The 22,524-nt window shown below is 56.4% G+C and carries 23 protein-coding genes; 10 read left to right on the top strand and 13 right to left on the bottom strand.

What is annotated here, in order from left to right; all coding sequences use genetic code 11:
- Window positions 1-115: 115 nt before the first annotated feature.
- The 9 genes from xth to ACSC94_RS11480 form a co-directional block, all read right to left on the bottom strand.
- Entirely contained in the window at window positions 116-931 is an 816-nt protein-coding gene (xth, locus tag ACSC94_RS11520; RefSeq protein ID WP_435640981.1) for an exodeoxyribonuclease III, read from the bottom strand.
- Between the two features lie 25 nt (window positions 932-956).
- Window positions 957-1,277, bottom strand: coding sequence for a YbaB/EbfC family nucleoid-associated protein (locus tag ACSC94_RS11515; protein ID WP_014101888.1), 321 nt, complete (start codon window positions 1,275-1,277; stop codon window positions 957-959).
- A 13-nt stretch (window positions 1,278-1,290) separates the two neighbouring features.
- On the bottom strand, window positions 1,291-2,988 hold the full coding sequence (locus tag ACSC94_RS11510) for a DNA polymerase III subunit gamma/tau (RefSeq protein WP_435640980.1): 1,698 nt from the start codon (window positions 2,986-2,988) through the stop codon (window positions 1,291-1,293).
- 60 nt (window positions 2,989-3,048) lie between these two features.
- Window positions 3,049-4,176 (bottom strand): glycosyltransferase family 4 protein, encoded by a 1,128-nt coding sequence (locus ACSC94_RS11505; protein ID WP_435642178.1) that lies wholly within the window; start codon window positions 4,174-4,176, stop codon window positions 3,049-3,051.
- Entirely contained in the window at window positions 4,160-5,326 is a 1,167-nt protein-coding gene (locus tag ACSC94_RS11500) for a DegT/DnrJ/EryC1/StrS family aminotransferase (RefSeq protein ID WP_435640979.1), read from the bottom strand. Before ACSC94_RS11500 ends, ACSC94_RS11505 begins: the two co-directional genes overlap by 17 nt.
- Window positions 5,319-6,908 (bottom strand): Gfo/Idh/MocA family oxidoreductase, encoded by a 1,590-nt coding sequence (locus ACSC94_RS11495; protein WP_435640978.1) that lies wholly within the window; start codon window positions 6,906-6,908, stop codon window positions 5,319-5,321. Before ACSC94_RS11495 ends, ACSC94_RS11500 begins: the two co-directional genes overlap by 8 nt.
- A gap of 14 nt (window positions 6,909-6,922) precedes the next feature.
- Complete coding sequence (locus tag ACSC94_RS11490) at window positions 6,923-8,308, bottom strand: nucleotide sugar dehydrogenase (protein ID WP_435640977.1); 1,386 nt, start codon at window positions 8,306-8,308, stop codon at window positions 6,923-6,925.
- A gap of 182 nt (window positions 8,309-8,490) precedes the next feature.
- Window positions 8,491-9,234 (bottom strand): response regulator transcription factor, encoded by a 744-nt coding sequence (locus ACSC94_RS11485; RefSeq protein ID WP_435640976.1) that lies wholly within the window; start codon window positions 9,232-9,234, stop codon window positions 8,491-8,493.
- 195 nt (window positions 9,235-9,429) lie between these two features.
- Window positions 9,430-10,938, bottom strand: coding sequence for a CoA-acylating methylmalonate-semialdehyde dehydrogenase (locus ACSC94_RS11480; protein WP_435642177.1), 1,509 nt, complete (start codon window positions 10,936-10,938; stop codon window positions 9,430-9,432).
- 133 nt (window positions 10,939-11,071) lie between these two features.
- Between ACSC94_RS11480 and ACSC94_RS11475 the strand changes: the two genes are divergently transcribed.
- The 8 genes from ACSC94_RS11475 to ACSC94_RS11440 all read left to right on the top strand — a co-directional run bounded on the left by ACSC94_RS11475 (window position 11,072) and on the right by ACSC94_RS11440 (window position 17,182).
- Complete coding sequence (locus ACSC94_RS11475) at window positions 11,072-12,334, top strand: GTP cyclohydrolase II (protein ID WP_435640975.1); 1,263 nt, start codon at window positions 11,072-11,074, stop codon at window positions 12,332-12,334.
- A gap of 7 nt (window positions 12,335-12,341) precedes the next feature.
- Window positions 12,342-13,013: a uracil phosphoribosyltransferase gene (gene upp, locus ACSC94_RS11470; RefSeq protein ID WP_435642176.1), complete on the top strand. Its 672-nt coding sequence runs from the start codon at window positions 12,342-12,344 to the stop codon at window positions 13,011-13,013.
- A gap of 504 nt (window positions 13,014-13,517) precedes the next feature.
- Window positions 13,518-14,528, top strand: a complete 1,011-nt coding sequence (locus ACSC94_RS11465) for an alpha/beta hydrolase (RefSeq protein ID WP_435640974.1) — start codon at window positions 13,518-13,520, stop codon at window positions 14,526-14,528.
- A gap of 109 nt (window positions 14,529-14,637) precedes the next feature.
- A complete protein-coding gene (locus ACSC94_RS11460; RefSeq protein ID WP_435640973.1) occupies window positions 14,638-15,279 on the top strand; it encodes an FMN-dependent NADH-azoreductase in 642 nt (213 codons plus the stop codon).
- Between the two features lie 286 nt (window positions 15,280-15,565).
- Complete coding sequence (locus tag ACSC94_RS11455) at window positions 15,566-16,456, top strand: pirin family protein (RefSeq protein WP_435640972.1); 891 nt, start codon at window positions 15,566-15,568, stop codon at window positions 16,454-16,456.
- Between the two features lie 135 nt (window positions 16,457-16,591).
- Window positions 16,592-16,774, top strand: a complete 183-nt coding sequence (locus ACSC94_RS11450; RefSeq protein WP_435640971.1) for a hypothetical protein — start codon at window positions 16,592-16,594, stop codon at window positions 16,772-16,774.
- A gap of 130 nt (window positions 16,775-16,904) precedes the next feature.
- Complete coding sequence (locus ACSC94_RS11445) at window positions 16,905-17,042, top strand: hypothetical protein (RefSeq protein WP_435640970.1); 138 nt, start codon at window positions 16,905-16,907, stop codon at window positions 17,040-17,042.
- A gap of 11 nt (window positions 17,043-17,053) precedes the next feature.
- A complete protein-coding gene (locus ACSC94_RS11440; protein ID WP_435640969.1) occupies window positions 17,054-17,182 on the top strand; it encodes a hypothetical protein in 129 nt (42 codons plus the stop codon).
- A gap of 281 nt (window positions 17,183-17,463) precedes the next feature.
- On the opposite strand, the gene ACSC94_RS11435 is transcribed toward ACSC94_RS11440, so the two are convergent.
- On the bottom strand, window positions 17,464-18,057 hold the full coding sequence (locus ACSC94_RS11435; RefSeq protein ID WP_435640968.1) for a TetR/AcrR family transcriptional regulator: 594 nt from the start codon (window positions 18,055-18,057) through the stop codon (window positions 17,464-17,466).
- Between the two features lie 184 nt (window positions 18,058-18,241).
- Here ACSC94_RS11435 and ACSC94_RS11430 point away from each other — a divergent pair, with 184 nt between their 5' ends.
- Window positions 18,242-18,970 (top strand): SDR family NAD(P)-dependent oxidoreductase, encoded by a 729-nt coding sequence (locus tag ACSC94_RS11430; RefSeq protein WP_435640967.1) that lies wholly within the window; start codon window positions 18,242-18,244, stop codon window positions 18,968-18,970.
- Window positions 18,971-18,993: 23 nt separating this feature from the next.
- Window positions 18,994-19,605 carry an NAD(P)-dependent oxidoreductase gene (locus tag ACSC94_RS11425; protein WP_435640966.1) on the top strand — a complete coding sequence of 204 codons (612 nt, stop codon included), beginning with the start codon at window positions 18,994-18,996 and terminating at the stop codon, window positions 19,603-19,605.
- Window positions 19,606-19,643: 38 nt separating this feature from the next.
- On the opposite strand, the gene ACSC94_RS11420 is transcribed toward ACSC94_RS11425, so the two are convergent.
- The 3 genes from ACSC94_RS11420 to ACSC94_RS11410 form a co-directional block, all read right to left on the bottom strand.
- Window positions 19,644-20,651, bottom strand: coding sequence for a cytochrome d ubiquinol oxidase subunit II (locus ACSC94_RS11420; RefSeq protein WP_435640965.1), 1,008 nt, complete (start codon window positions 20,649-20,651; stop codon window positions 19,644-19,646).
- Between the two features lie 12 nt (window positions 20,652-20,663).
- A complete protein-coding gene (locus tag ACSC94_RS11415; protein ID WP_435640964.1) occupies window positions 20,664-22,037 on the bottom strand; it encodes a cytochrome ubiquinol oxidase subunit I in 1,374 nt (457 codons plus the stop codon).
- Window positions 22,038-22,152: 115 nt separating this feature from the next.
- Window positions 22,153-22,485, bottom strand: coding sequence for a winged helix-turn-helix transcriptional regulator (locus ACSC94_RS11410; RefSeq protein WP_435640963.1), 333 nt, complete (start codon window positions 22,483-22,485; stop codon window positions 22,153-22,155).
- Window positions 22,486-22,524 lie beyond the last annotated feature (39 nt).

Below are 22,524 nucleotides of genomic sequence, written 5' to 3'. Positions count from 1 at the left end.
GACAATGATCGCCCGGATGGTGCAAAAAAGTCAAATAAATCAAATTAAATCAAATTGATTGCAGAATTAACGGACGCATTATCCGGGACGATTTTCGCACGTAAAAAAGCGCGTTTCACGCGACCTTCAGGTCGAGGTCAATCATCACCGGCACGTGGTCGCTGGGCTTTTCCCAATCGCGGGCGGTGGCCAGAATATCGTGCCCGGTCAAATGCGGCACCAGCGGCTTGGTCACCCAGATATGATCCAGACGACGACCCCGGTTCGATTTTTTCCAATCACGGTTGCGGTATGACCACCATGTGTAACATTTTTGATCATGCGGCACGAAGTGGCGAATGGCATCATGCCATTTCAACGAATCCTGCATCGCGGTCAGTTTTTCAACTTCAACCGGCGTGTGCGACACGACATCCAGCAATTGTTTGTGCGACCACACATCCTGTTCCAGCGGGGCGATGTTGAAATCACCCAGCGCAATCATCGGGTCGCCCGATTTGCCTTGCGCAGAAAACCATGCCGCCATTTCATCAACGAAATCCAGCTTGTGCCCGAATTTATCATTCACAGTGCGGTCGGGCACATCACCCCCAGCGGGAATGTACAGGCAATGAATTTGCAGGGGCTTTTTAAATTCCGCGACCTGCACATGGGCCGCGATATGGCGGCAATCTTCACGCCCGACGCGGTGGTGGATTTCGGTCGTGGTGAACGGCATTTTGGATAAAATCGCAACACCGTTATAGGATTTCATGCCGTGGATATGGGTGTAGGCATATCCCGCTTTTTCAACATCACGCAGGGGGAACAGATCGTCCGGCGTTTTCGTTTCCTGCAGGCAGATCATATCGGGCGCGCATTCGCGGACCAGCTTTTTCAAAAGCGGCATCCGCAGGCGAACCGAATTGATATTCCATGTCAGGATGCGCATAGAGCCAGAACCAAAGCCCGCTCGATTAGAACGGCAGCTTCGCCCCGCCCGGAATACCAAACTGGCCCATCAACTTCTGGGTTTCTTCGGTCATGGTGTTGTCGGCCACGGCACGGGCCGCGTTGATCGCCGCCATCACCAGATCTTCCAGCGTTTCGCGGTCGTCCGGATTGATGACTTCCGGGTTGATGGTCAGCTTACGCACTTCGCCCTTGCAGGTCATCACAACCTGCACCATGCCGCCACCGGACATGCCCTGAACTTCCATTTCACCCAGACGCTCCTGCAATTCCTGCATTTTCGTCTGCATGGCTTGGGCTTGTTGCATCATCTTCTGAATGTTCATGGAAAATCTCCGTTTAATTGTCTTTGGTTTTGATGGCGATGTCGGAACCGGGGAACCGGACCAGAATTTCGGACACGATCGGATGGGCGCGCGCGGCTTCGATCTTGGCGCTCATCTCCGCACGTTCGACGGTGGACAAGGTGGCCGCGCCCGGTGCCGACGACAGCGACACCAGCCAGCGCGAACCCATCGCACGGGTCAGAATGGCCCCCACTTCCTGCGACGTTTTCGGGTGTGCTTCGGGGGCCATACGCACCTCCAGCACGCCGGGGCGGATGGCCACGAAATGCGCGTAGTTATACAGCTCGGTGGCCCAACGAATTTCGCGATTGGCCTGCAACACGGCGACGACATCCGCTAGGCTGTTCAGGGCCGCGATCTGCATCGGTGCGGCAACGGGTGTGGCCTCAACCACAGGCATCGGCGCGGCCATGGCCACAGCGGCTCCACCAGACACCGCACGCAAGCCCACAGGTTCCGGGCTGCGCCCTGCATCCGCATTCATACCCGGCGCACCGATGGCGCCCGTGTCTTTCATGTCCTTGATCTTTTTCAACAGATCGGACGGGTCCGGCAGATCGGCGGCATAGATCAACCGAATGATCACCATTTCCGATGCGGCCACCGGGTTCGGCGCGGCGGTGACCTCACCCAGACCTTTCAACAAAATCTGCCACGCACGCCCCAAAGATGGCATGGACAGTTTCGCGGCCAGATCAATCGCGCGCTCCAGCGCCTCCGGCGACAGACCCACGGGCATATCTTTGGTTTTCGGCGCGACGCGCAGGCGTGTCATCAAGTGCGTCAGATCGAGCATATCCTGCACGATTACCGCCGGGTCCGCACCCAAACGGTGCAGGTCACCCATAATGTCCAACGCTTCCGGTGCTTCGCCCTTCAGCGCGTGTTCCAGCAAATCCAGCACACGGCCACGATCGGCCAACCCCAGCATCGCCTGTACCTGCGCGGCGGTGATATCAACGCCGCCCCCCAGCGCAATCGCCTGGTCCAGCAAGCTCAACCCATCCCGCACCGACCCATCGGCGGCGCGCGCGATCATGGAAATGGCGGCGTCTTCCGCGCCAACCTTTTCCCAACCGCAGATATTCGTGAAATGTTTTTCCAGCACCGGAATTTCAACGCGGCGTAGGTCGAAACGCTGGCACCGCGACAACACGGTCACGGGCACTTTGCGAATTTCGGTGGTGGCGAAAATGAATTTCACATGCGGCGGCGGCTCTTCGAGCGTTTTCAGCAGGGCGTTAAACGCCTGCTTCGACAGCATGTGCACTTCGTCGATGATGTAGACTTTGTACCGCGCGGATACGGGCGCGTAGCGCACGCCATCGAGAATTTCACGAATGTCATCGACGCCGGTGCGGGTGGCGGCGTCCATCTCGATCACATCGGGATGGCGGTCTTCGGAAATCGCCTGACACACGGCGCAATCATCGGTCGGACCCGTGGTCGGACCCGCGGTGCCATCGGCCCCGGTATAGTTCAGCGCCTTTGCGATAATCCGCGCCGTGGTGGTTTTCCCCACCCCGCGCACACCGGTCAGCATAAAGGCATGGGCAATCCGCCCGGAATTGATGGCGTTGGTCAGCGTGCGGACCAACGCATCCTGACCAATCAACTGGTCAAAATTCTGCGGCCGGTATTTCCGGGCCAAAACGCGGTACGGGACGGTATTTTGCGATTCTGTTGCCATAGGTTCCGTTTTAATGTGTTTAACCGAGCCGGGCAACCGGGCAAAGGTTAAAAACGGCGCTTATCCGGGGGTTTTGGCCAAAATCTGCCGTTCGATAAAGGCCGCGGTCCGCTGGGCCAGAGCCGGCCAGCGATAATCCCGGCGGACGAGATCCAGCCCGGCCCGGCCCATGGCCGATGCCCGGTCCGGGTGCGCCGCCAGATCCGCCACGGCCCGGGCCAAAGCCTCCGCATCCTCCGGCGGAATCACGACACCACACCCGTGTTCACGAACCAGGTCGGCCTGCCCCGGAAAATCGGTCACGATTACCGGAACGCCGCAGGCCAGCGTTTCAAACATTTTCAGCGGGAATAATCCGGTCCCGGACCGTTGCCCCGGATTACCGATCGGGACCAACCCCGCGATCGCGTGCGCGATATACCCCGCCAACTGGTGATGCGGAACATGGCCCAATGCGTGAACATGGGCGTGCACCCGCGCAGCCTCCTGCACCGCCGCGCTTTCCTGCCCCGCGCCGATCACGACCAGATCGACCCCGGCGGGCCATTGCGCGGACGCCGCCGCCGCAATCATCGCCGGCACGCCATGCCAACGGGCCAACGAACCGAAGAACAGGACATAGCGTTCCGGCAACCCACCGGGCCGCTTTGCATCGGGATGGAACAGATCCGTATTCGCCCCATTGGGTACAAATTCAACCGGGCGTCCACCCGATTGCGCACGCACCCATTCCACCAGTTGCGGCGTGACCGCGCACAGACCCGTAGCCCAGCGGAATTGCTGTTTCTGCATCCAGATCAAAATGGATTGAAAGGGGCGGATCGCCGTATGCGTGATAAACACATCGTCATACGGCCCGTTGATTTCATGAAAAATCGGAACCCCGGACAGACGCGCCATCACCCCTGAAGGAAAAGCCAGATTGTGATTGCGCACATACAAGACAGCGCCGCGATGTCGGAACGGCCAGCCCGCCCACATTTTAACCTGTAACGCCATCAGCCACAGCAATCGCACGGGCAAAGGCGGGGATTTTTTGAATCGCGCATAGGCCGGTTGCACCAGCGTGACGTGCCAGCCCTGCGCACGCAGGCCGTTTGCGATTTCATTGACGTGGACGAAACTGGCCGAACCCTCGCGCGTGGCTTCCAGCGCGAGGTAGACCAGTTTTTTATCCGGCGACCGCATCACGAACAACGCCGATGATGTAATCCTGCGTTTCCGTATCAAGATACGGGTGCATCGGCAGGCTGAACACCGATTGCGCCAGACGCTCCGATACCGGCACGCCGCCCGGAACGGACGGGTAATGCTTGTATCCCTGCTGTTGCGACAGCGGGATCGGGTAATAAACCATCGTCGGAACACCCGCGGCCTTGCATGCATCCATCACGGCGGCGCGGTTCTGGCCCGGCTTCAGGGTCAGGGTGTATTGCGCCCAGGCACTGGTTGCGCCCGCATCCAGTTCCGGCACCTTGATGACATCGCGTAAGGACTCATTGTAACGATCGGCAACTTTCTGACGGGCCACCAGTTCATCACCGAAGATTTTCAGCTTTTCGAGCAGGACAGCGGCCTGCATCGTATCCAGACGGCCATTCATGCCGATGCGGACGTTGTCGTATTTATCCGAACCCTGACCATGCACGCGCAAGGATTTCAGCAGGGCGATCATCTCGTCGCTGTCGGTAAACACCGCGCCGCCATCGCCGTAGCACCCCAGCGGTTTCGCCGGGAAGAAGCTGGTCGCGGTGGCCAGCCCCATGGAGCCAACTTTTTTGCCATTCAGCGACGCACCAAAGCTCTGCGCGGAATCCGCCATCACCCACATATTGTTTTCAGCGGCAATGCCGTCGATCACAGGATAGTTCGCCGGTTGACCAAACAGATCGACCGGAATCACAGCCGCCGGGTTCAAACCATCTTCCTTGGCCGCGGCAATCGCCTTTTTCAGGCTGTCCGGGTCCATGTTGAAGCTGTCTTCCAGCACGTCGACGAAATACGCCGTTGCCCCAACCCACGCCACGACCTCTGCCGTTGCAACGAAAGTAAAGGCCGGAACGAAAACAGCATCGCCCGCGCCGACACCCTTGGCCATCAGGACCAGACCCAGAGCATCCGTGCCGTTGGCACAGGACAGAGCATGTTTGCATCCCGCCCATTTGGCCAGTTCGGTTTCCAACTGGGCCACTTCCGGGCCCATGATGTATTTGCCGTGGTGAATCACGCGCACAACCGCCTCATCCACCGCCGGGGTGATACGCAAACGCTGGGCGTTCAAGTCGATGAATTGAATGTCCGCTTCCGGTTTGACCAGTTTCAGATTTGCATTAGCCATGGATTACGTCCTTCTTTCCTTGTTCAACCAGCGTCAATACGCCGTCTTTTTCCTGATATTTATCACCGCTCAACGGGCAGACCAGATCGGCGCCCAGCTTCGCGCCCGCATGGCTCATCCAGCCGATGCGCTTGGCCGGAACGCCAGCCATCAGCGCGAAAGCCGGAACATCGCCCGCCACCACCGCACCAGCGGCGATAAAGCAGTACTCACCCAACGTATGGCCGCACACGATGGTCGCGTTCGCACCAATCGTCGCGCCGCGCTTCACCAATGTCTGGCGATATTCACTTTTGCGTTCAATTTCCGCACGCGGGTTGTTCACGTTGGTAAACACGCAGGACGGGCCGCAGAACACGCCATCTTCCAGCACCACACCTTTATACAGGCTGACGTTATTCTGGATTTTGCAGGTGTTGCCGACGCTGACATCCGGGCCGAGAACACAGTTCTGGCCAATCACACAATTTTTCCCGATTACCGTGTTCGGCAGAACATGGGAGAAGTGCCAGATTTTCGTTCCCGCACCAATCGTGCTCGGCTGATCGACATAGGCGCTTTCATGCACCATCACGCCGGGATGGGCATTTTCAACGGCCTTGACCACTGGACGCTCGGCTTTCAACGCCTTGGACGCGCGATCCAGAACCTTCAACACGCGCAAACCTTCGCGGCCATCGGTGCGGGCCTGCTTGCGGCTGTCGATGCAATCGGCAAAATGCTGGCATTCACCGCGCAACGGTTCGGATACAACCAGTTCAACGGCTTCGCCATCGGCTTTCTCCGGCACCGGCACATCGCCGTTCCATTGAATCGCGTGGCGATACAGGGTCAGCTTGTTCGGCCAGGCTTGCCCATCATCAAATACGGCCATGCCCTTTTCACCGACGACAACCAGCTTCTGTTCCTTGAACGGATGCAGCCAGGATACGAACACGTGCGCGTTCAACCCGCTGGCAAATTCCATGTGGGTGATCGTCGCATCGGCGATAGAGTTGTGCAGGGTATAGGTGCCGTGGGCGTGAACCTGCTCCGGCTCCTGCCCCGCCAAAGCCAGGATCATGGACAGATCATGCGGCGCAAAAGACCAGAGAATGTCTTCTTCCCGGCGAATTTTACCGAGGTTCAGACGGTTGGAATAAATGTAATTCAAACGGCCCAGATCACCGGATGCGACCATGTCCTTCAGCTTCAGGAACGCGGCATGGTATTGCAGCAAGTGCCCGACCATCAGGATGCGGCCATGCTTATCGGCCAGTTGGCACAATTCCTGTGCTTCGTTTACGTCCAGTGACAACGGTTTTTCAACGAACACGTCCTTGCCCGCCAGCATCGCCTGCTTCGCCAGCGTGTAGTGCAAAGCCGCCGGGGCCGCAATCGCTACACCCGCAATCGCCGGGTCCGCCAGAACCGCATCCCATGTCAGGACCGGAACATTGTGTTGGACCGACATGGCATTGGCCAGATCAGGGTTGTTGTCGCACACAGCGGCCAATGCGCCGATCTCGGCAAAGTTACGAACCAGGTTTTTGCCCCAGTACCCACAACCCGCAACCGCGATATTCTTTTTCACACTGGCCATGCCCAATACCCCGATTATGATTTAACGATGTTGCCGCCGGTCAAACCAGCCCGTTCACACGCGTTGCGCGTATCCACGACCAGCTTGGCATTATCGACAATCATTTTGTAATCAACGTCATCATGATCGGTGGCGATCAGCACGGCGTCATATTGCGCCAGCACCGCCGGAGTCAAATCAATCCCCTTGCGGCCCGCCAACGCCATATGTTCGCGCGTTTTCGGCACAACCGGAATGTAAGAATCATGGAAATCAACGGTCGCACCGCGCTCTTCCATAATTTCCCACAAACGCAAAGACGGGCTTTCGCGCATATCGTCCACGTTTTTCTTGTACGCAATACCGAGCAACAGGATCTTGGCCCCGTTCAGGCTTTTCTTCGCCCGCACGCTCAACGCTTCGGCCAGATTGGTAACAACGTAGCGCGGCATGTTCACGTTCACTTCACCCGCCAGTTCGATGAAGCGGGTAGAAATTTCGTACTCACGCGCCTTCCACGTCAGATAGAACGGATCGATTGGAATGCAGTGACCACCCAGGCCCGGACCCGGATAGAACGGCATAAAGCCGAACGGCTTCGTCTTCGCCGCATCGATCACTTCCCACACATCGATACCCATGGCGGAGTAAATAACTTTGAGTTCATTCACCAGCGCGATGTTGACCGCACGGAAAATGTTTTCGGTCAGCTTCACCGCTTCCGCCGTTTCGGTGGAGGATACTGGCACGACCTGCGGTACGATTTTGCCGTACAGCGTGGTCGCCATGGCAATCGCCGCCGCGCCGTCACCACCGACGACTTTCGGAATGGAGGCGGCGGAATATTTTTCATTGCCCGGATCTTCGCGTTCCGGCGAATAGGCCATAAAGAAATCTTCACCACATTTCAGGCCGGTTTCTTCCAAAATCGGGCGCATCACTTGCGTTGTGGTGCCCGGATATGTTGTGGATTCCAGAACGATTAGTTGGCCTTTGCGCAGATATTTCGCAATCACGCGGGTGGTATCGACAACGAAGCTCAAATCCGGCTCGCGCTGTTTTGTCAGCGGCGTAGGCACACAGATCAGGATCGCATCAACCTTGGCCAATTTGGTGAAATCGGACGTAACATCGAATTTGCCCGTATCCAGAATTTTTTGAATGTCAGAGGACGGGATGTGCTTGATCGGGGATTTGCCGTTTTTCAGGCTGTCCACACGCACCTCATCAACATCAAAGCCGATAACGTCAAACCCATTGGCATTCAATGTGGACACCAGCGGAATGCCGACATACCCGAGGCCTACAACCCCAACAGTCGCCTTGGCCGTGGCATAGGCATTAACGATGTCCTGAATGTCGGACGGCAGGTCCGAGGCTGGTTCAATGGTTGTGAATTGCGGAAGCGCAGAACTTTTCATGATGAAATCACCCGTCGATCGTCGCGGGCAACCAAATCATCCAGCACCAGCGCGATCATCAATGTTTATGTAAAACCACATGAGCCCAAGGCTCGCCCGGTTTGTACAAGATTTGGGGCATCAGGAAAAGCTTTATAAGCAGGAAAAGCGCTGGATTTAGGCGGCGCAGAACAAGCCGCCGCCTATTCGGCAGGATCGGCCAGTCCGGTTTTGTGCGGCGCGGGAATTTCGTCTTCGGAATCAATATGATCCTGATCCACCTCGGTCGGGATGGTGTAGCCCAGACCCCGAACCGTGCGGATCACCCCGTGGCCCAGTTTACGGCGCAGGGAGGAGACATGCACCTCAATCGCGTTGCTTTGCGCCTGATCCGACCCGGCGCGGCCATAGACGAAATCTTCGATCTGGGTCTTGCTGATGATCCGGCCGATATTGCCCATCAGAATATCCAGAACGGCCGCTTCACGCGCGGACAGGGATATGGGGACGCCCGCCTTCTCGACACTGCAAAACGCTGTGTCATAACGCATATCGCCGTGGGTAATAATATGCTGGGTGCTGCCGCCAACACGGCGCAGGAGCGTGGCCACACGGACCAGCAATTCATCGGGGTTATAGGGTTTACAGACGTAATCATCCGCCCCGGCATTCAATCCTTCGACGCGGTTATCGACCGAATTGTGAACGGTCAGCATCAGGACGGGATAATCCTGTCCGCCTTCGCGCATCTGGCGCAGGAAATCGAAACCGGACATGCCGGGTAAATTCACATCCAGAATCAACAAATCATAATGCGTCCCGCTTTGCAGTTTTTGCGCAGCCGCCTCAGCGGATTGAACCCACTCAACTTTGTAAGCGGATTTCAAAACCGTTTCCGTCATGGACCCGATAATCGGGTTATCTTCGATGAGTAAGAGACTTTGCATTCGATTTTTGTCCTGCACGGTAAAACCCCTATCTTAAGGTTACTGTGCCATTCTATTATGACGTGAAGCTTACCGACTTTCGTCAGCGCCCACATCCTATTGATTCAGGTGGATAATAATGTACACGCAGATAACATGCGTGAACACCCCCCATGGCTGGGGGGCGTTGTTAACACATACTTAAGGTTGGTATCTTTATTTCATCGTCGGCATGACGAATTGCGCGCCTTCACGCACGCCCGCTGGCCAGCGTGATGTCACCGTCTTCAAGCGCGTGTAGAAATGAATGCCTTCCGGCCCGTGCATACCATGTGCACCAAACACAGAATCTTTCCACCCGCCAAAGCTGTGGAACGCAACGGGCACAGGGATTGGCACGTTCACACCGACCATCCCGACCTGAATTTTATTCACGAAGGTCCGCGCGCAATCACCGTCGCGTGTGAATACCGCCGTACCGTTTCCAAACTGATGATTGTTGATCAGATCAACGGCGGAATCGAAATTCTCCGCGCGCACCACACACAAAACGGGACCGAAAATTTCCTCGCGGTAAATCGTCATGTCCGGCTTCACATGGTCGAACAGGCACCCGCCCATATAAAACCCGTCTTCATACCCCTGACGGTTCAGTTTGAAATTGCGGCCATCAACGACCAGCTTCGCGCCTTCTTTCAGGCCCGCATCGACGTAGGACAGAACCTTGTTCAAATGATCACGTGTCACCAGCGGACCCATTTCGGATTCATGGTCCGTGCCCGGCCCAATTTTCAACGCCTCAACCCGCGGCTTTAATTTCTGCATCAGCTTTTCACCGGCATCACCAACGGCCACCGCCACCGAAATCGCCATGCAACGCTCACCAGCGGAGCCATAGGCCGCGCCCATCAGCGCATCCACCGCCTGGTCCATATCGGCATCGGGCATCACCACCATATGGTTTTTCGCCCCGCCCAGCGCCTGCACACGCTTGCCGTTGCGGGCCGCGGTTTCATAAATGTAATGGGCGATGGGTGTGGAGCCAACGAAGCTGATCGCGCTGACACGTTTGTCATGCAGCAACGCATCAACGGCCCCCTTGTCACCATGCACGACGTTCAACACACCATCCGGCAACCCGGCCTGTTTAAACAGATCGGCGATGAACAAGGCAGCGGATGGGTCACGCTCCGACGGCTTCCAAATAAATGTATTGCCGCATGCAATCGCCACCGGGAACATCCACATGCCCACCATGGCCGGGAAGTTAAACGGCGTAATGCCCGCGCACACGCCCACTGGCTGGCGAATGGAATAGGTGTCGATGTTGGTGCCAACATTTTCGGAATATTCGCCCTTCAGCAAATGCGGAATGCCACAGGCAAATTCAACCACCTCGATCCCGCGCGTGACTTCGCCGGCGGCATCGGACAGAACCTTGCCATGCTCCGCCGTGATAATCGCGGCCAGTTTATCGGCATTTTGATCCAGCAGATCCTTGAACTTGAACAAAACGCGCGCCCGGCGCAGCGGGGGCATGTTTGCCCAACCGGGCAAGGCGGCTTCGGCGGCGGCAATGGCCCGTTCCACCGTGGCCGGGGCGGCCAACGCGACCGATCCCGCAACCTCACCCGTGGCGGGGTTATAAACCGCGCCCGCGCGCCCATCCGGGTCGACATAGGTCCGGCCATTGATGAAATGCTGGATTTGTTGCGCTGCGGTCATCATTCTACCCCGTTTCAGTTCCGTTTTTCAGGCCCAATATCTATCATCCTTTGCCCCCGCCGTCACCCTGCGCTATAGTGCCCGTCCATTTATGGGGCATATATTCAACAGGGCATAAGGCCGGGAGGCCATAATGAAAAAGAACCGATCCAATCCATCGCATATTGTTCTGACATCCCATCCGCCGAAGGATGGCAAGATTCCGAAAATCACGTGGGGCGCAAAAACGCTGGCCGAACGCGGGCCCCTGATCGCCAGCATGGCGGATCACGCCGCATCGAACGTGATTGGCGCGTATGCCGGGGCGTATTCCGTGTACCGCGCCGTGGCCGTGGCCACCGGAGAACTGGACCCGCTGCACGTTCCGGATTTGCACAACACCGCACCGCCGGTCCAAATCGGCCCGCATGAACAATGGTTCGAGCCGGGCAAGATCGTATCGCTCGACCCGTGGGGCCACATGGTGGGCGAAGCGTTTGAAGATTACCGCCAGAAGGGCCTGGACGTACGCCCGACCATTGCCGTCACCCGCGCGCATATCAACGTGCCGGAAATTCATGACGCCATGCGCGCCGGCCGTTTGAAACCGGATGGAAAAATCCTGAAAGAAAACGGTGACGTGCGTGTGACCAAGGCCGCGATTGACCCGGTCTGGCATTTGCCCGGTCTGGCCGCCCGTCTGGGTGTGGATGAACATGATCTGCGTCGCAGCCTGTTTGAAAATTCCGGTGGCATGTTCCCGGAATTGGTAACACGCCCGGATTTGAAGGTGTTCCTGCCCCCGATTGGCGGGCATACGCTGTATTTCATGGGCGATGTTGAAACCATCCATGACCCGAACGTTCCGCTGGCGTGCCGCGTGCATGATGAATGCAACGGGTCCGACGTGTTCGGGTCCGACATCTGCACCTGCCGCCCGTATCTGTGCCACGGCATCGAGCTGTGCATCGAAACGGCGCAGCAAGGCGGTTGTGGTCTGGTGGTGTATAACCGCAAGGAAGGCCGCGCCCTTGGCGAAGTCACCAAATTCCTGGTCTACAACGCCCGCAAACGGCAAGTGGGGGGCGATTCCGCCGCGAAATATTTCGAGCGCACCGAATGCGTCGCCGGGGTACAGGATATGCGGTTCCAGGAACTGATGCCGGATATCTTCCACTGGCTGGGCATTAAAAAGATCGACCGTTTCGCCAGCATGAGCAACATGAAGTTCGATGCGCTGGCCCGTCACGGGATCGAAGTGACCCACCGTATTTCCATTCCCGACGAATTGATTCCGCCGGATGCCGCCGTGGAAATGGAAGCCAAAAAAGCCGCCGGGTATTTCGTACCCGATGCGGACCAAGTGAAAGACGAGAAAGGATTACAAGATGTCAAAGGGCGCGGTCTCGATGAGTAATGTATCGATGAATAAGATTATGGATGAAAAGGATATTTCAGGCATGGCCGATACGAATGTTCATGTGATTAACCACCCGCTGGTTCAGCACAAACTGACCATCATGCGAAAAACCGACACATCGACGAAAGAATTCCGCGACCTGTTGCGCGAAATTTCCATGTTGATGGGGTACGAGCTGATGCGTGACCTGCCGACCGAGGGTGTGAAAATCGAAACACCGCTGGAAACGATGGAAGGCCAACAACTGGCGGGCAAAAAACTCTGCCTGATTTCCATTCTGCGCGCCGGGAACGGTTTTGTGGATGGGTTGCTGGATCTGGTGCCCTCCGCCCGCGTGGGCCATGTCGGTTTGTACCGCGATCCCGAAACATTGATCCCGGTTGAATATTACATGAAGGTGCCCGAGGATCTGAGCAGCCGTCAGGTCGTTGTCGTTGACCCGATGCTGGCCACCGGCAATTCGGCCATCGCCGCCGTTGACCGGATCAAGGATCATGACGCCGTGGATATTAAATTCCTCTGCCTGATCGCCTGCCCGGAAGGGATCAAAGCCCTTCAGGACGCGCACCCGGATGTGCCCATCTACACCGCCGCCATCGACCGTCAATTGAACGAGCATGGCTATATCCTGCCGGGCATCGGCGATGCCGGGGACCGGATTTTCGGGACGAAGTAAGGGCTGTAAAATTTAAAAATAAAACCCTCGGTTTGCAAAAACCGGGGGTTTTTATTTTGTCATCCCGACAGAGCGTAGCGACGAGGGATCCCCCCTTAAACGGGATAACAACACGACGCGCACGACGACCACGACGTTTTTATGGGTCGTCATTCCCGCGCAGGCGGGAATCCATGGGGATTGTCCGCACATCCTATGGATCCCCGTTTTCACGGGGATGCCACATGGAGAAAAACGTCGTGGTCGTCGTGGACCTTTCGTCGTGCCCGTCGTGTTGTCCCCCAACATACCCCCCCTCACCCCAACCCTCTCCCCATGGGAGAGGGGGTTTTTGGGGCTATTTAGCCCCCCCTCTTTCCGCCATCCCAACCATTTGAAATAAATAATGAATAAATTTTCTTATCGTTCGGTACAGATTTCTGTTGCGCCACACCCGAATCCAGCTTAATATGTACTTACTGGTACAGATTCAGACCACAACAGACCATGAAAGAGAGACCGACCATGAATATCCTTCAAAAAGCAAAAGACCTGTCCCTGAACGTCATTCACGGCACCCCGAAGGGCCCCAACCTCGACAAACCGACCAAGGCCTTTATGGACGCCGTGGCTGCCGCTGGCGGACCCGCCCTCTACACCCTGACCCCGGCCGAGGCCCGCAAGGTTCTTGAAACCGTGCAACAGGTTCCGACCCGCCTGCGCGCAGCCGATGTCAAAGACATGACTCTGAATATCGGCCCGACGGGCAGTGTGAAGGTGCGCCTGTATCGTCCCGCCGGTTCAACGGCAAAACTGCCTGTCATTTTGTACACCCATGGCGGTGGCTGGATGCTGGGTGATGCCAACACGCATGATCGTTTGAGCCGCGATCTGGTTCACGCCACCGGGGCCGCCCTGATGTTCGTTGATTATGACCGCACCCCGGAAGTGAAATTCCCGGTTCCGCATGAACAAGCCTACGCCGTTCTGGAATACATCGCCGCGAATTCAGATTCACTGAACGTTGATAGCAGCCGCATCATCGTGGCCGGTGACAGCGCCGGTGGAAACATGGCCGCCGTTGTGGCGATCATGGCCAAGGAACGCAAAGGCCCGAGCATTGCGATGCAGGTGTTGTTCTATCCGGTCACGGATAATGTTTCGAACAACAGTTCCTACACCGCGTTTGCGGATGGCCCGTGGTTGACCCTGCCTGCCATGAAATGGTTCGGTGAAGCGCTGCTGGATAAAGATCCGGGAAATGACCCGCACATCTTCCCGCTGCGCGCTTCGATCGACACGCTGAAGGGATTGCCGGAAGCCTTGATCATCACCGTTCAGAACGACGTTCTGCGCGATGAGGGTGAAGCTTATGGCGAGAAGCTGGACGAAGCCGGTGTCCGCACCACGGTCACGCGCTATAACGGCACGATCCATGACTTCCTGTTGCTGAACGCGCTGGCCGAAACGCCTGCGACCGAAGGGGCCATTGCCCAGGCCGCGAGCGCCATCAAACGCGCCTTTGGCACGAACTAAACCCTAAACAAATCCCCAAGCCCACCCAAAAGGACGGTCGTTATCTCCCGTAACGACCGTCCGCCGGGGGAGCGTACCCAAAAACAAAAGATTAACGGAGATCAACGTAATGAACATTCTGCATATCGATTCCAGCATCATGGGTGGCAATTCCATTTCGCGGCAATTGTCCAAAGCGATTGTCGAACGAATTGAATCTGACCACGATGAATTTGAAACCACCTATCACGATCTGGCCCGCGACCCCATCCGGCATCTGAGCGGCGAATTGTTCACGGCCCAAGCCTCCGCCCCCGAACACCGCACCGCCGATCAACAACGCGACATCGACCATGGCGCAAAGATGATGAATGATTTTCTGGCCGCGGATATCATCGTCATTGGCGCACCGATGTATAATTTTTCGGTGCCCAGCCAGTTGAAAGCCTGGATCGACCGCATCGCCGTGGCCGGAAAAACATTCCGCTACACCGAAAAAGGACCGGAAGGTCTGGCCGGTGGCAAGAAAGTGGTGATCGTGTCCAGCCGCGGCGGATTTTACGGCCCCGACACACCCGCCGCCCCGCTGGACCATCAGGAACCGTATTTACGTGCCGTGTTCGGCTTCCTTGGCATTACGGATATTGAGTATATCCGCGCCGAAGGGGTCGCCATGGGCCCGGATCAACGCCAATCCGCATTGGACAGCGCGATGAACACAATCGCCAGCCAATGCGAGAAGGCGAAAACGAACAGACAGGCCGTCGCGTAAGGAGATCGCCCCCAATCCATCTCCCCGCACTCTGTCTAGCCGGGCGTCCTCGTGGTCGGGACGCCCGGCTTCTTTTTTGCATCTTACCGATTTGCACGACACCAACACTCCCCCCACCCAACCCTCCCCCCTTGGTGAGTGGGGAGGGCTCCCTATAATCTCCTCCCCCCTTTCAAGGGGGGAGGGTCAGGGTGGGGGGATGAGCCGCACACCCCAACCTTTCCTTTTCATCTCTGCCCCCGTACAATTTCCTCGCCCACTCCTTTTTCACCCAAGGCCCCACACCATGTCCCTGATCGAACTGACCATCCCATCGCGTGAAGCTGATATTGGTGACCTGCTGGTGCGTCGCCTATTGCCGTACATGAAACGCCGCACACTCGGGCCGTTTATCTTTCTCGATCACATTGGCCCCAAACATTACGACGCCGGACACGGGCTGGATGTACGCCCACACCCGCATATCGGACTGGCAACACTCACCTATCTTTTCGATGGCGAAATTCTTCACCGCGACACATTAGGCTCGCATCAGGCGATTACACCCGGCGCGGTCAACTGGATGATTGCAGGATCAGGCATCGCCCATTCCGAACGCATCGACCATGCCGAGCGTGTGCATGCCAATGATGTGCATGGATTGCAATTCTGGATCGCCCTGCCGAAAGAGTTTGAAGAAAAGGGCGCCGAATTTGAACATTACGAAGCGAACAAAATTCCCGTCCTCGAATCCCCCGGTGTGCGGATGAAGGTGATTGCCGGATCGGCCTTTGGCGAAGAAGCCCCCGTGAAAATTCACAGTCCGCTGTTCTATGTCGAAGTGCATATGAATGCGGGGCGTCATATTGACCTGCCGCCGCAATACCGCGAACGCGGCCTGTATCTGATTGATGGCAACATTCGCGTGGGCGGCGAAGATGTGATGCCGCACACTTTGCCCGTCTTCCTGCCCGATGGCACGGTGCGGATTGAAGCCGTCACCGATGCCCATTTCGTTTTGCTGGGGGGTGAGCCCTTGCCAGAGAAACGCTTTATCTGGTGGAATTTCGTGTCCAGCTCGCAAGAGCGGATCGAACAGGCCAAGGACGATTGGGCCAAAGGGCTGTTCGGGGACATTCCCGGCGATAAAAATGATGCCCTCCCCTTGCCCCCGGATCGGGTAAAATCTAGTAAATAGCTGAAATATAAAGATAATAAATTTTATACTGGTTGATAAATAATTGTTGACCGACCGGTCAAGTCTGGGTTATTCTATACTTATAAGTACAGAATACAAATGACCACGGAACACACAACAACAAGGACAACCAAAATGACACGCCAAGCTCTGAAACACACAAACAAGCACACAAGCCGCAGCCACAAGAGAACCCCGGTTCTGGATCTGGAATTTGAAACCGGCGACGTCTACCTGGCCGAACTGACCAAACGCGCGAACATGTTCCGCGGTGACGTTCACGGCGCGTATGCCGTATCCGACTGGATCAACGGTTAATCGAAAAATGAAACCAACACGAACAGGGAGTTTAAAAATGCAAAACCGCGATGATTTTATCAGTGACCTGATCACATATCTGAAGACCTCAACCCTGACCCTGAACAGCATGAAATAAATGGAGATCAAAATGAACACGCAATCTTTCCAAGACCAATTTTTTTCGCAACCCATGTATCAACAATTCAACCGCATCGTGACGCACTTTGAATCCGATGAAAACGAACCGGCCGTTGTGAAATACCTGCGCGCCCACAGCCAAATGTAAGGAGAATAATCATGAGAAATTTGCAATGGGATATTGAAGAGTTAGTCGCCTTTAACCGCCACATCGCGGAACAAGACGCCCGCATTCGTGAATTGCGCGACCGCGCCCGCTATACCGGAGTAATTGCCCGCCCCCGCTAACACAGATCGACAGTGAAAGGGTCCGCTATGGATTGTTCATGTATTTAAGGCCCTCCGTTACCGGGGGGCCTTATGCTTTGAAAGGCTATCTCAAGTTAAGACCCTCTCCCTAACCCTCTCCCAGAGGGAGAGGGAATAAAAACGCCGCACACTTTAAAGCCCCTCTCCCTCTGGGAGAGGGGTTGGGGAGAGGGCCTTCAACCAATCAAGAAGGGGCCAACCGTTCCCACAAAAAAAATCCCGGCTTCACACCGGGATTTTTTATTTGATCATTCATTCCATCACTCTTTTGTCGGCAACGCATCCAGTGCGTGTTTGGCAATCGCACGCATTTCATCACAGGACACGCCACTGCTGCTCTGGATCGACATGCCGTTCAGGATGGTGGTGTAGAAACGGGCCAGATAGGCGGTGTTGGTCCCGGCGGGTAAATCGCCATCATCCAATGCACGATCACACCGTTCTTTCAGCAACCGCGTAATCACGTCGCGGGATTCTTTGGCAGCCAGTTGCGCTTCGCTGCACTCATCACCACCGACCAACGCCCCATGCACGGCCAGACAGCCGCTCGGACGTTCCTTGCAGGTGAAGGATTCCGCAGAGCCCAGCAGGAAGCGCTCCAGCGATTCACGCAAGGTCGGCGCATCCAGCAGGTCTTTGAACAAATCCGCCGCATCGGTCTGATATTTTTGCAGGGCTTTGCGGAACAATTCTTCCTTGTTACCAAAGGCGGCATACATGCTGGGGCGGTTAATGCCCATCGCCTCGGTCAAATCGGGGAGGGATGCACCCTCGTACCCTTTTTCCCAAAAGACGTGCATGGCCTTGTCCAAAGCCTGATCGTAATCAAACTGACGGGGACGTCCGGCTGCCATTTTCATGCTCCTTTGCCACAGTGACATTTATACTTATAGGTAAAATATACAGAATCTATTGAATAAAGTCCATAATTATTTTTTACCGATTGGTAAAATATGCCTTGACCAAACCCCTGTCCCGCTATAATATTTACTGAATGGTACAGATTTTAACCTTAAGCATGAGAGAACGGATAAACACATGACCCGCCCATTGGATAACAAAGTCGCCCTCGTCACCGGAGCCTCGCGCGGTATTGGTGCCGCCATTGCCAAAAAACTGGCCGCTGATGGGGCCGCCGTTGCCATCACCTATGGCGCATCAAAAGACAAAGCCGATGCCGTCGTGAAAGAGATTGAAGCCGCAGGCGGCAAAGCCATCGTCATTCACGGGGACGCCAACAAGCCGGAAACAATGCAAGCCGTCGCCGACACCGTCGTCAAACATTTCGGGCGCATCGATATTCTGGTCAACAATGCCGGAATTATGGAGGGCGCCGCCACAATCGGTGACGTGCCGATGGAGGCACTGGACCGCACGCTCAATATCAACGTGAAATCCCTGTTCACCTTGACCCAGGCCGTGGCGAAAGTCATGCCGGACAAGGGCCGCATTATCAACCTGTCCAGCGTCCTGGGCGAACGCGCCGTGATGCCGGGTCTCAGCATCTACAACACCAGTAAATTTGCCGTCAATGGTATGACGCGGTCATGGGCGCTGGACCTGGGCCCGCGCGGCATTACTGTCAATTCCATCCTGCCCGGCCCGATTGAAACCGATATGGGCAACCCGGATGCCGCCGCCTTTACCGCGATGAAGCGTCTGGGCCAGCCGGAAGAAGTGGCCGCACTGGCCGCTTTCCTGGCCTCTCCCGCCGCGAGCTATATCTCAGGTGCGGAAATTACCGTCGATGGCGGGTTGAACGCGTAGCCGTCTTTGAAAGGAGACCACCCATGAAAATTGCATTGATTGGCGCATCCGGAAATATCGGATCAAAAATTCTGGCCGAAGCGTTAAGTCGCGGTCATGCCGTCACGGCCATCGTCCGCAATACGGACGCTTTGCCCACCCATGACCGGCTGAGCGCGCGTAAAGGCGATGTCGGTGATGAAGCGGGCTTGTCCGCGCTTCTGACCGGGCACGACGCGGTGATCAGCAGCCTGCATTTTTCCGCCTTTGATCCGGACAGTTTGCTGGCCGCGATCAAGACGTCTGGTGTCAAACGCTACATCGCTGTGGGCGGTGCGGGCAGTCTGGAATTAAAACCCGGCCTGCGTCTGGTCGACAGCGCGGAATTTCCTGCCGAATGGAAGCCGGAGGCCCGCAAGGGCGCTGACTACCTCGCCCGCTTGCGCCGGGAACAGGATCTGGATTGGACCTTCATTTCCCCGTCCATCATGATCGAACCGGGGAAACGCACGGGCACATTCCGTCTGGGTGGCGATACCGTCTTATTCGCCCCCGATGGGTCGAGCCGTATATCACAGGAAGATTACGCCATCGCCCTGATCGACGAGCTGGAAAACCCCACCCATATTCGGCAGCGTTTTACCGTTGGCTATTGATAAGAAAAAGCCCCCGAATTTGGGGGCTTTTTTGTTTCTTAATCGTAATGCAGATCCCGGCTTTTGCCATGGAAGATCTTGTACGCCAGAAACGTGTAGCCGATCAGCACGGGCAGGACGATCAGCGCCCCGACCAGAATGATCATCAATGATTCCGGCGCGCTGGCCGCATCCACGATCGTCAATTTATCCGGCACGATGTACGGATAGAAGCTGTAGGCCAGCCCGTGGAAGCACAATACGAACAGGCAGATGGTGGCCACAAACGGCAACCAGCACCAATGATCATCCGGGCGTGGCAGGCGACGCAACGCCGTTTCCAACCCAATCACCAGCAACCCGGTCATGACCGGAATGGGGGCCAGCAACAAGACGTTCGGGAACGCAAACCATTTATCAAAGATGCGTTCACTGACCAACGGCGTCGCGATGGACACCAAGGTAATGCCAGCAAACGTTCCCCACAGGGCAAAACGCGCCCAGCGGGACGCCTTTTTCTGCAAATCCCCTTCGGTTTTCATCAGCAACCATGACGCGCCAATCAGGCAATAGCCGAACGCCACGCACACCCCGGTCAGCAGGGCAAAGGCCACCGGCCCCCACCCGGTATCAAACCCGAGAATGTAGGAGCCGAGCATATAACCCTGCGACAAGGCCGTTAACAACGATCCACCAAAGAACAGATTGTTCCAGATGCCTTTATGCGCGGCACTGACCTTGGCGCGGAAGTCAAACGCGACCCCGCGCAAAATCAAACCAATCAACATCAACGCCACAGGCAGATACAGGCTGGACAGAATAATGCCGTGTGCCATGGGGAACGCCACCAGCAACAACCCCACCCCCAGCACCAGCCACGTTTCATTCGCATCCCAGAACGGGCCGATGGAGGCGATCATGCGGTCTTTCTCCGCCTCGTCCGCGCCGCGCATCAGGATACCAACACCCAGATCATAGCCGTCCAGAACGGCATAGATCAGCATCGACAAGCCCATCAATCCCGCGAAAGCCAGAGGCAACCAATGTCCGTTTGCAAAAATGTCCATGGTATCTCTCCCCTATTCCGCGATTGCTTCAACAATGGCCTGACCGGAGGCGGGCGGTGTTTGCACCACCTGCGTTCCCGCCTTCCGCGCGATGTAGAGCAGCGTGCCGATAAAGGCCACCAGCAACACGGCGTAAACCGCCAGATACATCGACAGGCTGATCCCGATGATCGGGGCCGGAACGGCGGAGATCGCATCCTCCGTCCGCAAGATACCCGTGACCAACCAAGGCTGACGCCCGATTTCGGTGACATACCACCCGGCCACCGTGGCCACCCATCCCGAAAACGCCATCGGAATCATAGCCGCGGTCAGCACGCGTGGCATATCGCCCTTACGCCACAGGAAGAACGCCGCCGCCCAGGACAGCACCAGCATCAAAACACCCGTGCCCACCATAATGCGGAACGCCCAGAACACCGGGGCCACGGGGGGATGATTGCCGACGAAATCATTCAAGCCCTTTAATTCCCCATCCATATGGTGGGTCAGGATCAGACTGGCCAGATTGGGAATTTCAATGGCGAAATCATTGGTGCGGGTTTCTTCGTTCGGCATGGCGAACAGAACCAGCGGCGCACCCTCGCGCGTTTCCCACAATCCCTCCATCGCCGCGACTTTTTGCGGCTGGTGTTCCAGCGTGTTCAGGCCATGCAAATCACCCGCATAAATCTGAATGGGAATCAGGATAGCGGCAATCGTCACACCCGTGCGCAAGGCGGCCAGAACGGCGGGCACGCGATCATTGCGGAACCAGCGATAGGCCGAAATCCCCGCCACCAGGAACGAGGCCGTCAAACCCGAGGCCAGCAACATATGCACCATGCGGTACGGGAAGGACGGGTTGAAAATAATCTGCATCCAATCCGTTGCGTGGGCCTGCATATGGCCCGCTTCGTTCGGGATCATTTCAAACCCGACCGGGGTTTGCATCCAGCTATTCAACGCCAGAATCCAGAAGGCGGAAAATGTCGTGCCCGCCGCGACCAGAACCGTGGCCGTGGTGTGCAGCCACCCCGGCACGCGCCGGAAGCCGAACAACATGATGCCGAGGAACGTGGCTTCGAGGAAAAAGGCCGTCAGAACCTCATACGCCAGCAATGGCCCGGCGATATTCCCCACCGTTTCCATGTAACCCGGCCAGTTGGTGCCGAATTGGAACGACATGGTGATGCCGCTGACCACACCCATGGCGAAGCAAAGCGCGAAAATTTTTGTCCAGACGAAATACGCATCCATCCATTTCTGATCCTTCGTCGCGTTGAAACGCGTTTTGAAGAACAACAGAATCCATCCAAGCGCGATGGTGATGCTGGGGAATAAAATATGGAACGTAATATTGGCGGCGAACTGAACGCGGGCCAGAAGGGCGGGATCGAGGTCCATGGGTCAGACACTTTCCGGGGCGAGATGGCCGCCCCTTATATAAAAGGAACATCCTCTGGTTCGAACCATACAAAATATAATACGCAAACACCAGAGCCGCAGCCCGCAAGGGTCATTATTTTTTTACATACCCGCCATGCTGATACGCCCATTCCTCCATCGCAATGAGAATGGGTTTCAATGTCATTCCACGCGGCGACAATGTGTAATCCACACGCGGTGGTATTTCGCTGTAATCCGTGCGGATCACCAGACCGTCATCCTCCATCTCGCGCAGTTGCTGGGTCAGCGTGCGATGCGTAATCGCACCCAATTCACGTTGAAGCTGGTTAAACCGTTTCGGCCCCTCCACCAGCTGGTGGATGATCAGCACTTTCCATCGCCCCGCCATCACGGCCAGCGTGGCCTCGACCGGGCAGGACACCGTTTTTTCCTTCTTTTCAGCCATTTTTGGGCCTTTTCATTATCACAGGGCGGTATCATTTTT

Source organism: Micavibrio aeruginosavorus (genome assembly GCF_051245535.1).
GTDB classification, from domain to species: Bacteria; Pseudomonadota; Alphaproteobacteria; order Micavibrionales; family Micavibrionaceae; genus Micavibrio; species Micavibrio aeruginosavorus_D.
This window is presented reverse-complemented; position numbering and strand designations above follow the sequence as displayed.

What these genes read in the sequence shown, in the direction of transcription:
- ACSC94_RS11460 (WP_435640973.1), top strand. Translation starts at nt 14,638, where the DNA reads ATGAACATTCTGCATATCGATTCCAGCATCATGGGTGGCAATTCCATT.
- ACSC94_RS11500 (WP_435640979.1), bottom strand. Translation starts at nt 5,326, where the DNA reads ATGGCTAATGCAAATCTGAAACTGGTCAAACCGGAAGCGGACATTCAA.
- ACSC94_RS11510 (WP_435640980.1), bottom strand. Translation starts at nt 2,988, where the DNA reads ATGGCAACAGAATCGCAAAATACCGTCCCGTACCGCGTTTTGGCCCGG.
- ACSC94_RS11410 (WP_435640963.1), bottom strand. Translation starts at nt 22,485, where the DNA reads ATGGCTGAAAAGAAGGAAAAAACGGTGTCCTGCCCGGTCGAGGCCACG.
- ACSC94_RS11490 (WP_435640977.1), bottom strand. Translation starts at nt 8,308, where the DNA reads ATGAAAAGTTCTGCGCTTCCGCAATTCACAACCATTGAACCAGCCTCG.
- upp (WP_435642176.1), top strand. Translation starts at nt 12,342, where the DNA reads ATGAATAAGATTATGGATGAAAAGGATATTTCAGGCATGGCCGATACG.
- ACSC94_RS11425 (WP_435640966.1), top strand. Translation starts at nt 18,994, where the DNA reads ATGAAAATTGCATTGATTGGCGCATCCGGAAATATCGGATCAAAAATT.
- ACSC94_RS11430 (WP_435640967.1), top strand. Translation starts at nt 18,242, where the DNA reads ATGACCCGCCCATTGGATAACAAAGTCGCCCTCGTCACCGGAGCCTCG.
- ACSC94_RS11435 (WP_435640968.1), bottom strand. Translation starts at nt 18,057, where the DNA reads ATGGCAGCCGGACGTCCCCGTCAGTTTGATTACGATCAGGCTTTGGAC.
- ACSC94_RS11445 (WP_435640970.1), top strand. Translation starts at nt 16,905, where the DNA reads ATGAACACGCAATCTTTCCAAGACCAATTTTTTTCGCAACCCATGTAT.
- ACSC94_RS11455 (WP_435640972.1), top strand. Translation starts at nt 15,566, where the DNA reads ATGTCCCTGATCGAACTGACCATCCCATCGCGTGAAGCTGATATTGGT.
- ACSC94_RS11480 (WP_435642177.1), bottom strand. Translation starts at nt 10,938, where the DNA reads ATGACCGCAGCGCAACAAATCCAGCATTTCATCAATGGCCGGACCTAT.
- ACSC94_RS11485 (WP_435640976.1), bottom strand. Translation starts at nt 9,234, where the DNA reads ATGCAAAGTCTCTTACTCATCGAAGATAACCCGATTATCGGGTCCATG.
- ACSC94_RS11465 (WP_435640974.1), top strand. Translation starts at nt 13,518, where the DNA reads ATGAATATCCTTCAAAAAGCAAAAGACCTGTCCCTGAACGTCATTCAC.
- ACSC94_RS11420 (WP_435640965.1), bottom strand. Translation starts at nt 20,651, where the DNA reads ATGGACATTTTTGCAAACGGACATTGGTTGCCTCTGGCTTTCGCGGGA.
- ACSC94_RS11415 (WP_435640964.1), bottom strand. Translation starts at nt 22,037, where the DNA reads ATGGACCTCGATCCCGCCCTTCTGGCCCGCGTTCAGTTCGCCGCCAAT.
- ACSC94_RS11440 (WP_435640969.1), top strand. Translation starts at nt 17,054, where the DNA reads ATGAGAAATTTGCAATGGGATATTGAAGAGTTAGTCGCCTTTAACCGC.
- ACSC94_RS11515 (WP_014101888.1), bottom strand. Translation starts at nt 1,277, where the DNA reads ATGAACATTCAGAAGATGATGCAACAAGCCCAAGCCATGCAGACGAAA.
- ACSC94_RS11495 (WP_435640978.1), bottom strand. Translation starts at nt 6,908, where the DNA reads ATGGCCAGTGTGAAAAAGAATATCGCGGTTGCGGGTTGTGGGTACTGG.
- ACSC94_RS11505 (WP_435642178.1), bottom strand. Translation starts at nt 4,176, where the DNA reads ATGCGGTCGCCGGATAAAAAACTGGTCTACCTCGCGCTGGAAGCCACG.
- ACSC94_RS11450 (WP_435640971.1), top strand. Translation starts at nt 16,592, where the DNA reads ATGACACGCCAAGCTCTGAAACACACAAACAAGCACACAAGCCGCAGC.
- xth (WP_435640981.1), bottom strand. Translation starts at nt 931, where the DNA reads ATGCGCATCCTGACATGGAATATCAATTCGGTTCGCCTGCGGATGCCG.
- ACSC94_RS11475 (WP_435640975.1), top strand. Translation starts at nt 11,072, where the DNA reads ATGAAAAAGAACCGATCCAATCCATCGCATATTGTTCTGACATCCCAT.